General features: G+C 69.6%; 11 protein-coding genes. All 11 read left to right on the top strand.

Annotated features, from left to right (window positions below; genetic code table 11):
- Positions 1 to 97 precede the first annotated feature (97 nt).
- On the top strand, positions 98 to 529 hold the full coding sequence (locus VLG41_RS06245; RefSeq protein WP_325348527.1) for a DUF4148 domain-containing protein: 432 nt from the start codon (positions 98 to 100) through the stop codon (positions 527 to 529).
- Between the two features lie 110 nt (positions 530 to 639).
- Positions 640 to 1290 carry a TetR/AcrR family transcriptional regulator gene (locus tag VLG41_RS06250; protein ID WP_325348528.1) on the top strand — a complete coding sequence of 217 codons (651 nt, stop codon included), beginning with the start codon at positions 640 to 642 and terminating at the stop codon, positions 1288 to 1290.
- 79 nt (positions 1291 to 1369) lie between these two features.
- Positions 1370 to 2377 carry a tripartite tricarboxylate transporter substrate binding protein gene (locus tag VLG41_RS06255; protein WP_325348529.1) on the top strand — a complete coding sequence of 336 codons (1008 nt, stop codon included), beginning with the start codon at positions 1370 to 1372 and terminating at the stop codon, positions 2375 to 2377.
- Between the two features lie 18 nt (positions 2378 to 2395).
- Positions 2396 to 2899 (top strand): tripartite tricarboxylate transporter TctB family protein, encoded by a 504-nt coding sequence (locus VLG41_RS06260; protein ID WP_325348530.1) that lies wholly within the window; start codon positions 2396 to 2398, stop codon positions 2897 to 2899.
- A 12-nt stretch (positions 2900 to 2911) separates the two neighbouring features.
- The gene (locus VLG41_RS06265) at positions 2912 to 4417 is read left to right on the top strand and encodes a tripartite tricarboxylate transporter permease (RefSeq protein ID WP_325348531.1); all 1506 of its coding nucleotides are present in this window, start codon (positions 2912 to 2914) and stop codon (positions 4415 to 4417) included.
- 11 nt (positions 4418 to 4428) lie between these two features.
- Entirely contained in the window at positions 4429 to 5259 is an 831-nt protein-coding gene (locus tag VLG41_RS06270) for a sugar phosphate isomerase/epimerase family protein (protein WP_325348532.1), read from the top strand.
- Complete coding sequence (locus VLG41_RS06275) at positions 5256 to 6611, top strand: hypothetical protein (RefSeq protein WP_325348533.1); 1356 nt, start codon at positions 5256 to 5258, stop codon at positions 6609 to 6611. The genes VLG41_RS06270 and VLG41_RS06275 overlap by 4 nt, the downstream gene beginning before the upstream one ends.
- Before the next feature lie 153 nt (positions 6612 to 6764).
- The gene (locus VLG41_RS06280) at positions 6765 to 7736 is read left to right on the top strand and encodes a tripartite tricarboxylate transporter substrate binding protein (RefSeq protein WP_325348534.1); all 972 of its coding nucleotides are present in this window, start codon (positions 6765 to 6767) and stop codon (positions 7734 to 7736) included.
- Positions 7737 to 7778: 42 nt separating this feature from the next.
- Positions 7779 to 8954 carry a Gfo/Idh/MocA family oxidoreductase gene (locus VLG41_RS06285; protein ID WP_325348535.1) on the top strand — a complete coding sequence of 392 codons (1176 nt, stop codon included), beginning with the start codon at positions 7779 to 7781 and terminating at the stop codon, positions 8952 to 8954.
- Between the two features lies 1 nt (position 8955).
- Positions 8956 to 10140, top strand: a complete 1185-nt coding sequence (locus VLG41_RS06290) for a dihydrodipicolinate synthase family protein (protein ID WP_325348536.1) — start codon at positions 8956 to 8958, stop codon at positions 10138 to 10140.
- Positions 10140 to 10744, top strand: a 605-nt coding sequence (locus VLG41_RS06295; protein ID WP_325348537.1) for a sugar phosphate isomerase/epimerase family protein, incomplete at its 3' end; no start/stop codon positions are given. The genes VLG41_RS06290 and VLG41_RS06295, both read left to right, overlap by 1 nt.

Below are 10744 nucleotides of genomic sequence, written 5' to 3' on the forward strand. Positions count from 1 at the left end.
ACCGTTGCGGATTCCGAAACAGTGAGTTGCCTTGCGCGCTGTTTCTCTTTGTCCGGGTAAACCCTAGAGTACACCCCATGCCGAACAGAAAACGGCATTGACAGACAAACCCCGCCAACTGGCCCTCATCTTCAAGGAAATCATCATGAAAGCCGCTCTTCTTCCCATCGCCTTCGCTCTGACCGCTGGTGCCGCCTTCGCCGAAGGCCCGATCTTTGTCGATCCGCCCTTCACCTCCACCCTGAGCCGCGCGGAAGTGCGTGCGCAAGCCGTCGACGCCCGCGACGCCGGCCTGTTCGCCCTGGGCGACGGCGTGGTCGTCGTGGCCGACAACGCGGCGTCGAACGGTCTGAGCCGCACCCAGGTCCGCGCCGAAGCCGCCGAGGCCCTGCGCCTGGGCCTGCACAACGGTGGCGAAATCACTGTGGTGCCCACCGCCGCGCAAACCGAGCAGATCCGCACCGCCGGCCTGCGCGCCGTCTCCGGCGACAAGCTGGTGCAATCCGGCAACGCCGTGACCGCCAACTGAGCGATCACCCCGCCCCATGACACAACGGCCCTTCGGGGCCGTTTTCTTTTACGCTCCGTGCCCGTGATCGGCGATACTGCCTCTATTAACTATTCAGAGAATTACAGCGCGTGAGCAAGTCCACCCCACCGGTCCCCGAAGAGCGTCTGCGAGACGCCGATCGCTCGCAGGCCACCATCCTGAACGCGGCGCGCGACGAGTTCTCCGAGCACGGGCTGGGCGGCGCGCGCATGGACCGCATCGCCGAGCGCGCGGGGCTCAACAAGCGCCTGATCTACTACTACTTCGAGGACAAGGAGCGGCTGTTCCAGGCGGTGCTGGAGCAGACCTACCACCACATCCGCGAAGAGGAACACAAGCTCAACCTGGTGCACCTCAAGCCCGAGGTGGCGCTGCGCCGCCTGGTGGAGTTCACCTGGCAGTACTACCTGGATCACCCCGAGTTCCTCACCCTGCTCAACAGCGCCAACCTGCACAAGGCGCGGCACCTGGCGCAGTCCGATCGCGCGCGCGAACTGAACTCGCCACTGGTCCTCATGCTGCAGGACATCATCGAGCGCGGACAGGCCGACGGCAGCTTTCGCGGCGGCATCGACCCGGTGCAGCTCTACGTCTCCATCGCCGGGCTGGCGTACTTCTACCTGTCCAACAACCACACGCTGTCGGCCATCTTCGGGCGCGACCTGATGGCCCCCAAGGCGCTCAACGAACGCCTCTCGCACATGTGCGACGTGATCCTAGGGTATGTCCTGAGGGGCTGAGCCGGCGGGCGCCTTGACGGCGGAGGGGGTGGTTCCTAGCATTAACCGTTCAGTGAATTAAACCCCCAGGAGACACCGCATGAACACCGCCCGGCCGCTGCGCCAACTGCTCATTGCCGCCCTGCTCGCCGCCGCCGCTGGCGGCGCCCTCGCCCAGTGGAAGCCCGACCGCCCGATCACGCTGATCGTGCCCTGGGCGCCGGGCGGCTCCACCGACCAGGTCACGCGCGTGACCGCGGCCGAGCTGGAGAAGCACCTGGGCCAGAAGATCGTCATCCTCAACCAGCCGGGCGCCTCGGGCTCGGTGGGCACCAAGAACGCCCTGGCCGCGCCGGCCGATGGCTACACCTGGACGGCCGGCGGCGCCAAGGACCTGGGCACCTACAAGGTGCTGGGCATGCTCGACACCTCCATCAGCGACTGGAACCTGTACCTGAACGTGGCGCACATCGCGGTGGTCGGCGTCAACGCCGACACGCCGTACAAGACCATGGACGATCTGCTCAAGGCCATGAAGGCCAAACCGGGCGCGGTGTCGGTGGCCACCGCCGGCGTGAACTCCAGCGGGCATTCGGCGATCGAGGCGCTGTCGCGCGCGGCCGGCGTCACCTACAAGCACGTCACCTACGACGGCGGCGCTCCTGCCGCCGTGGCCGCCGCCTCGGGCGAGACGGAGGTGACCACGCAGCTCGCGGCCGAGCAGACCGACATGATCCGCGCCAAGAGAATCCGCCCGCTCGCGGTGGTGGGCGACAAGTCGATCGAGATCGAGGGCTACGGCACCATCCCGCCGCTGTCGCAGTTCATCCCGGGCTTCAAGGACCCGATCAACTACTTCGGCGTCTTCGTGCCCAAGGCCGCGCCGCCCGAAGTAGCGCAGACGCTCAACCGCATCTGGGCGACCGAGATGGTGAAGAACGAAGCACTGAAGAAGTACGCGCAATCGCGCGGCGCCATGTTTGCACCGATGGCGGGCGAGGACGCGCAGAAGGCCGTGTTCCCCGCCGTGCAGTCCTACGCCTGGACGCAGCAGGCCGCCGGCAAGGCCAAGGTCTCGCCCGACACCGTGGGCATCCCCAAGCCCTGACGCGACAAGGTTTCGCACATGACCGAGGGTGGAACCGCCGCCCGCTCCGACCTTCGGGGCGGCGCGGGCTGGGTGGGCTTTGGCCTGCTGATCCTGTTCGGCTCCTGGCGCATGGAGCGCTTCGAGTCCATGGGCGCGCAGCTCTACGCGATGCCGGGCTTCGTGCCGGCCCTGCTGGGTGGCACGCTGGTGCTGCTGGGCCTGGTGCTGATGCTGCGCGGCTGGACGCGGCGGCGGCATGAGACCGGCGCGTCCAGCGATGGCGACACCGCCACCGCGCCACTGATCAACCGGCGCATCGCGGCCATGCTGGCGCTGACGCTCACGTACGCGGTGCTGCTCATCGGCCGGCTGCCGTTCTGGCTGGCCACGGCGCTGTTCGTCGCGGCCTTCGTCGCGCTGTATGCGCCTCCCGAGCGAGGCCGCGCGCGCCGCCTCGTGGTGGCGCTGGCGGCGGGCACCATCACCTCGGCCGTGGTCACCTGGGTGTTCCAGTTCGTGTTCCTGGTCCGCCTTCCCTGAGATCCCCACCGCATGTTCGACGGACTGATCCTCTTCGGCCAATCCATCGCGAACTTCGCCGCGCCCTCCACCATCGGCCTGGCGCTGCTGGCCTCGCTGGTGGGCGTGGTGATGGGCGCGCTGCCCGGCCTCACCGCCACCATGTCGCTGGCGCTGGTGACCACGCTCACGCTCAAGCTGCCGCCCGCGCAGGCGCTGCTGATCCTGATCTGCACCTACGTGGGCTCAATCTACGGCGGCTCGCGATCGGCCATCCTGCTCAACATCCCGGGCACGCCGGCCTCGGCGGCGTCGTGCCTCGATGGTTATGCGCTCGCGCGCCAGGGCCTGGCCGGCCGCGCCATGGGCATCGCCACCACGGGCTCGGTGATGGGCACGCTGATCGGCATGTTCTTCCTGGCCACGCTCACGCCGGTGCTGGGCGGCCTGGCCTTGAAGTTCGGCGCCTACGAGTTCTTCTGGCTCGCGCTGTTCGGCGTGATCATCGCCGGCACGCTCACCGGCGACGACCCGCTCAAGGGCTGGATCGCCGGCATCGCGGGCCTGTTCGTGGCTACCATCGGGCAAGAACCGCAGTACGGCTACGAGCGCTTCGCCTTTGGCGTGCGCGATCTGGCCGGCGGCCTCCAGTTGGTGCCTGCGCTGGTGGGGGCTTTCGGTTTCGCCGAGCTGCTCACCAACATGCGCGCGCGCCAGGCGCCCGTGACGATCAGCGCCTTCGACACCGTCGTCCCCAAGCTGCGCGACGTGTTCCAGTACTGGCGCACCATCCTGCGCTCGGGCCTCATCGGCACCGGCGTGGGCATCGTGCCCGGCGTGGGCGAGGACGTGGCGGCCTGGTCGTCCTACGCCGCGGCCAAGCGGGCAAGCAAGGAAAAGCAGAAGTTCGGCAAGGGCTCGGTGGAAGGCCTGATGGCCGCGGAGACCGGCGACAACGCCTGCGTGCCGGGCGCGGTGATCCCGGTGCTCACCCTGGCCATTCCCGGCTCGGCGCCGGCCGCGGTGCTGATGGCCGCGATGATCATCCACGGCGTGAAGCCGGGCCCGCTGATCATGGTGGAGAACCCCTCGTTCGTGTACGACGTGGTGGCCATGATGCTGTTCGCCACCCTCGGCATCTTCATCTATGGCCTGGTGCTCACCAAGGCGCTGGTGCAGGTGCTGCGCGTGCCGCAGCACCTGATCGTGCCCATCATCTTCGTGCTCTGCGCGGTCGGCAGCTTCGCCATCGCGGGCCGGCTGTTCGACATCTACGTGATGCTGGCCTTCGGCCTGATCGGCTTCGCGCTGCGCCACCACGGCTACCCGATGGCGCCGTTGGTGCTGGGCATCGTGCTCGGCGACCTGCTGGAGAAGAACCTGCGGCGCGCGCTGATCCTCTCCGATGGCGACCTCACGCCCTTCTTCACGCGGCCTATCGCGGGCACGGTGGCCGCGCTGATCGTCGCCACCATCGCCTGGCGGCTGTGGTCGCTCGTGCGACGCCCACGCGCGGCCAGCGCGCCGGCGGTCCAGTGAATGGCGCCCGCATGAAGCTCGCGCTCTGCAACGAGGTGCTGCGCCCGCTGCCGCTGGCCGCGCAGTGCGAGGCCGCCGCACGCATGGGCTATGCCGCGCTGGAGATCGCGCCCTTCACCTTGAGCGACGACCCCACGGCACTGAGCGTTGCCGACGCGCGCCAGTGGCGCCACACCGCGCACGACCACGGCCTGGCCATCAGCAGCCTGCACTGGCTGCTGATCAAGCCCGAAGGCCTGTCGCTGGTGAGCGCGGACGCCGCGCTGCGCCAGCGCACGCTGGACCTGCTGCGCCACCTCATCGACCTGGCCGCCGCCTGCGGCGCGCGTGTGCTGGTGCACGGCTCGCCGCGCCAGCGCTCGCCCGGACCGGGGCAGAGCGTGGCCGACGCGCTCGCGCGCTTCGAAGAAGCGATGGCCGAGCTCGCGCCGCACGCGGCCGAGGCCGGCGTCGTGTACTGCGTGGAACCCCTGAGCCGCGCCGAGACGCCGGTTCTCAACACCGTGGCCGAGGCCGCCGCGCTGGTGGACCGCATCGGCTCGCCCGCGCTGCGCACCATGCTCGACGTGAGCGCCGCCTCGCAGAGCGAGGGCGAGCCCGTGCACGAGGTGCTGCGCCGCTTCCTGGCCAGCGGCCACATCGCGCACGTGCAGCTCAACGACCGCAACCGCCGCGGCCCCGGCCAGGGCGACACCGACCAGCGCCCCGTGCTGCAGGCGCTGAAGGACATGGGCTACGCCGGCTGGGTGGCGGTGGAGCCCTTCGACTACGTGCCCGACGGCCCGGGCTGCGCCGAGGCCAGTGCGAGGCACGTGCACGAACTCTGGAAGACCTTGTCATGAGCGGTCTGAACCTGCGCCTCCACGAGATCGAGCTGTACGAGCGCCACGTCACGCTGCGCCTGCCCTTTCGCTTCGGCGCGGCCACGGTCACGCAGTGCCCGCAGGCTTTCGTGCGCGTGCTGGCCGAGGCCGAGGGCCGGCGCGTGGAAGGCGCCGGTGCCGAGCTGATGGTGCCCAAGTGGTTCGACAAATCGCCCGCGCTCACGCACGAGCAGAACTTCGAGCAGTTGCGCGAGTCGCTGCGCAACGCGCGCGAGGCGCTGCTGGCCGGGCGCGATGCGCTCACGCCCTTCGCGCACGCGCAGTCGGGCGGCGAGGCGGCCATCGCGGTGTCGGTGTCGCGCGGGCTGCCGCGCCTGGCCGCGCAGTTCGGCGCGGCGCTGCTGGACAAGGCCGTGGCCGACGCGGCGCTGCGCGCGGCGGGCCTGGCCTGGGTGGACGGCCTGCGCGCCGGGGTGCTGGGCGACCCGTGGAGCGCGGGGCTCGCGCTGTCGCACCCCGACCACGTGGTGCTGCGCCACACCGTGGGCCTGGCCGACCGCCTGAGCGAGGACGACCCCGGCACCGACCCCGACGACGGCCTGCCGGCCACGCTGGAGGCCGCCATCCGCCGCCACGGCCTGCACCATTTCAAGCTCAAGCTCAGCGGACGCCTCGACGCGGACATCGAGCGCCTCACACGCATCGCGGCGGTGTTGCGCGCCCATGCACCCGATCACCGTGTGACGCTCGACGGCAACGAGACCTTCGCCGACGCCGCCAGCCTGGGCGCCTATTGGCAGGTGCTGCGCGGCACCCGCGGGCTGGCCGATCTGCTGCACCGCACGCTGCTGCTGGAGCAGCCGCTGGCGCGCGCCGTGGCGCTGAAGGAGTCCATCGCGCCACTGGGCATCGAGGTGCCGGTGATCCTGGACGAGTCCGACGACCACGCCAGCGCGCTCGACGAGGGCCTGGCCCTGGGCTACCGCGGCATCTCCAGCAAAGCCTGCAAGGGCATCTACCGCTCGCTGCGCAACGCGCGGCGCATCGCGCAGGACCCGCGCTTGCTGCTCTCGGGCGAGGACCTCACCTGCCAGGCCGGCCTGGCGGTGCAGCAGGACACGCTGTTGGCGGCCAGCCTGGGCGTGCGCCACATCGAGCGCAACGGCCACCACTACGTCGACGGCTTCGGCAGCGCACCCGAGGACGAGGCCCGGGCCTTCGCGCAGGCCCACGCAGGCTTCTACGAGAACGGCGCCGGGCGCCCCCACCTGGCCGTGCGGGAGGGCCGGCTGGACCTGCGCTCCCTGCGCGTGCCCGGCTTCGCGAGCGCGGCGCTGCCGCAGTGGCGCAGCCTGCGTGGCATCGCCTGAAATTAACCATTTATTGAATTGACGCCCCAAGGCATCTAGGGAAATCCCTAGATATTTGGCCGCCCTCGCCCGTTGTCAGGGAACTGCCAGGCTCTCATAATCGCCTTTATTCACCGTACAGTGAATTAAAACACCACCCTCCGGAGACGAACCATGCAGCTGATTCGCGCCGCGGCCCTGGCCGCGTCCACCCTGGTCCTGAGCATCACCGCCACCGCGCAGAGCGCCTACCCGAACAAGGCGATCCGCGTGATCGTGCCCTTCGGCGCCGGCAGCACCACCGACATCATTGCCCGCGCCATCACCGACAAGATGAGCCAGAGCATGGGCCAACCGGTGATCGTGGACAACCGCGGCGGCGCCAGCGGCACCATCGGCCAGGCCGCGGTGGCCTCTGCCGCGCCCGATGGCTACACCATCATGATCCACTCGTCGTCGCACACGGTGAGTCCTTCCACCTTCGCGAAGCTGCCCTTCGACACGGTGAACGACTTCGCCGGCGTCACGCCGATCTCCTCCACGCCCAACGTGCTGGTGATCGCGCCGAGCAAGAACCTCAAGACCCTGCCGCAGCTCGTGGCCCACGCCAAGGCCAACCCCGGCAAGATGAACTTCGCCTCGGCCGGCCAGGGCAGCGCCACCCACCTCAACGCCGAGAAGTTCAAGCTGGCCGCGCAGATCGACGCCGTGAACATCCCCTTCAAGGGCTCGGCCGAGGCGGTGACCGAGGTGCTCGCGGGCCGCGTGGACTATTACTTCTCGCCCATCGCGCCCGTCATCGGCCAGATCAAGGACGGCCAGTTGCTGGCCCTGGCCGTGGGCTCGCCGCGCCGCGCCAGCGCCCTGCCCGACGTGCCCACCACCGCAGAGGCCGGCGTGCCCGGCTCGGAATTCAACTTCTGGATCGGGATGATGGCCCCGGCCAAGACGCCGCGCGAGGTCGTCAACCGCCTGCACGACGAGGTGGTGAAGGCCCTGGCCACGCCCGAGGTGAAGGAGCGCTTCCTCAAGCTCGGCGCCGACGCCTGGACGCTCAAGCCCGAGGCCTTCGACGCCTACATCAAGGACGAGATCAAAAGCAACGCCGCCGTGGTGAAGGCCGCCGGCCTGGCGGCGACCAACTGACCCCCCTTCTTCCGCGCGACACGACAGCACAAGGACGCTCACATGGCAGTCAAGACACTCGGCCTCATCATGCACGGCGTGACCGGGCGCATGGGCATGAACCAGCACCTCATCCGCTCCATCTGCGCCATCCGCGCACAGGGCGGAGTGACCCTGAGCAACGGCGACCGGGTCATGCCCGACCCCATCCTCATCGGCCGCAACGCCGAGAAGATCGAGGCCCTGGCCAAGGCCCACGGCATCTCACGCTGGGGCACCGACCTCGACGCCGCCCTGGCCAACCCGGCCGACACGGTGTTCTTCGACGCCGGCACCACGCAGATGCGCCCCACGCTGCTGGCCAAGGCCATTCGCGCGGGCAAGCACGTCTACTGCGAAAAGCCCATCGCCACCAACCTGAACGAGGCGGTGGAGATCGCGCGCCTGGCGCAGGAGGCCACGCAGAAGCAGGGCCTCAAGCACGGCGCCGTGCAGGACAAGCTCTTCCTGCCCGGCCTGCGCAAGCTCGACATGCTGCGCCGCGCCGGCTTCTTCGGCCGCATGCTCAGCGTTCGCCTGGAGTTCGGCTACTGGGTGTTCGAGGGCGACCTGCAGCCCATCCAGCGCCCGAGCTGGAACTACCGCAAGGAAGACGGCGGCGGAATGATCCTGGACATGATGTGCCACTGGCGCTACGTGCTGGACAACCTGTTCGGCGAGGTGAAGTCGGTCTCCTGCATCGGCACCACGCACATCCCCCAACGCTGGGACGAAGCCGGCCAGCCCTACGAGTGCACGGCCGACGACGCGGCCTACGCCACGGCCGAGCTCACCGGCCACAACGGCGAGCCCGTCATCGCGCAGCTCAACATGAGCTGGGCCACGCGCGTGAACCGCGACGACCTGGTGACCTTCCACGTCGACGGCACGCACGGCTCCGCCGTCGCCACGCTGACGGGTTGCAAGGCGCAGAGCCGCGTGAACACGCCGCGCCCGGTGTGGAACCCGGACGTGAAGAACACCATGAACTTCAGCGAACAGTGGCAGGACGTGCCGGACACGCAGGTCTACGACAACGGCTTCAAGATCCAGTGGGAGCACTTCATCCGCCACGTGGTGGAGGACGCCCCGTACAAGTGGACGCTGCCCGAGGGCGCCAAGGGCGTGCAACTGGTGGAGGCCGCGCTGGCGAGCTGGAGCGAGCGCCGCTGGATCGACGTGCCCCCGCTGAAAGTCTGACATGGCGCTCTCGCTGACACTGCCCACCACCTCGGGAGCGCTTGAGGCCTACACCCTGCGCGGCAGCGCACCGGTGAAGCCCGCGCCCGGCGTGAGGTTCAACCGCATCGCCTACTCCGCCGCGCACGTGGTGGCCGATCCGCTCGCCGCCATCGACCCCTGGCTGCAATGCGCCATCGACTGGGACACCACCATCGCCTACCGGCAACGCCTGTGGTCGCTGGGCCTGGGCGTGGCCGAGGCCATGGACACCGCGCAGCGCGGCATGGGCCTGGACTGGCCGACCTCGCTGGAACTCATCCGCCGCTCGCTCGATGCCGCGAAGGACCACCCGGGCGCGCTCGTGGCCTCGGGCTGCGGCACCGACCACCTGGTGCTGGAGACCGTGAAGACCGTCGACGAGGTCATCGCCGGCTACGAAGAGCAGATGGCCGCGATCGAGAAGCTCGGCGGCAAGCTCATCGTGATGGCCAGCCGCGCGCTGGCGCGCGTGGCCCAGGACCCGGCCGACTACGAGCGCGTCTACGACCGCGTGCTGAGCCAGGCGAAGCAGCCCGTGGTGCTGCACTGGCTGGGTGACATGTTCGACCCCGCGCTCGCCGGCTACTGGGGCACGAAGGACCTGGACGCGGCCATGGACACGGCGCTGGGCATCATCGCCGCGCACGCGGACAAGGTGGACGGCATCAAGATCTCCCTGCTCGACAAGGACAAGGAAATCGCCATGCGCCGCCGCCTGCCGGCCGGGGTGCGCATGTACACCGGCGACGACTTCAACTACGCCGAACTCATCGCGGGCGACGGCTTCGGCAGCGAGAAGACGCACGGCCAGAGCGACGCGCTGCTGGGCATCTTCGACGCCATCGCGCCCGCGGCCGCCGCCGCGCTGGGCGAACTGGCGCAGGGCAACACCGCGAGGTTCCACGACATCCTCGGCCCCACGGTGCCGCTGTCGCGCCACATCTTCGCGGCGCCCACGCGCTTCTACAAGACGGGTGTGGTCTTCATGGCCTGGCTCAACGGCCACCAACAGCACTTCACCATGGTGGGCGGCCAGCAGAGCACGCGCTCGCTGTCGCACCTGGCCGAATTGTTCCGCCTGGCCGACGCGGCCAACCTGCTCGAGCAACCCGAGCTGGCGGTGCGCCGCATGAAGACCTTGCTGGCGCTGCACGGAGTCGAGTGATGCGCGACTTCTCGCAAGACCACCGCTGGCTGTCCATCAACACCGCCACCGTGCGCAAGAGCCGGGGCCAGGACCTGCCGCTGCCGCAGATCCTGGACGCCGTGGCGCGCCACGGCATCCCCGCCATCTCACCCTGGCGCGACCAGGTCGCCGCCGCGGGCCTGAAGGCCGTCTCCGCGCAGGTGAAGTCGCTGGGGCTCAAGCTCTCGGGCTATTGCCGGGGCGGCATGTTCCCGGCGGCGGACGCCGCCGGCCTGGCCGCCGCGCGCGACGACAACCGCCGCGCGGTGGACGAGGCCTGCGAACTCGGCGCGCCCTGCCTGGTGCTGGTGGTGGGCGCGCTGCCCGGCGCGCTGGCCGGCAAGGCCGCGCACAAGGACATCGCGCGCTCGCGGCAACAGGTCACCGAAGGCATCGCCGAACTGCTCGAGTACGCGAAGACCAGCGGCATGCCGCTGGCGATCGAGCCGCTGCACCCCATGTACGCGGCCGACCGCGCCTGCATCAACACGATGGAACAGGCGCTGGACGTGTGCGACGCGCTGGACCCGTCGACAAGCGGCGCGCTGGGCGTGGCGGTGGACGTGTACCACGTGTGGTGGGA

The organism is Hydrogenophaga sp., assembly GCF_035481345.1.
Lineage (GTDB): Bacteria > Pseudomonadota > Gammaproteobacteria > Burkholderiales > Burkholderiaceae_C > Hydrogenophaga.

Bases quoted from the DNA above. Each gene is read 5' to 3' on its own strand.
- VLG41_RS06260 (WP_325348530.1), top strand. From the start codon at position 2,396: ATGACCGAGGGTGGAACCGCCGCCCGCTCCGACCTTCGGGGCGGCGCG.
- VLG41_RS06255 (WP_325348529.1), top strand. From the start codon at position 1,370: ATGAACACCGCCCGGCCGCTGCGCCAACTGCTCATTGCCGCCCTGCTC.
- VLG41_RS06275 (WP_325348533.1), top strand. From the start codon at position 5,256: ATGAGCGGTCTGAACCTGCGCCTCCACGAGATCGAGCTGTACGAGCGC.
- VLG41_RS06265 (WP_325348531.1), top strand. From the start codon at position 2,912: ATGTTCGACGGACTGATCCTCTTCGGCCAATCCATCGCGAACTTCGCC.
- VLG41_RS06285 (WP_325348535.1), top strand. From the start codon at position 7,779: ATGGCAGTCAAGACACTCGGCCTCATCATGCACGGCGTGACCGGGCGC.
- VLG41_RS06290 (WP_325348536.1), top strand. From the start codon at position 8,956: ATGGCGCTCTCGCTGACACTGCCCACCACCTCGGGAGCGCTTGAGGCC.
- VLG41_RS06280 (WP_325348534.1), top strand. From the start codon at position 6,765: ATGCAGCTGATTCGCGCCGCGGCCCTGGCCGCGTCCACCCTGGTCCTG.
- VLG41_RS06270 (WP_325348532.1), top strand. From the start codon at position 4,429: ATGAAGCTCGCGCTCTGCAACGAGGTGCTGCGCCCGCTGCCGCTGGCC.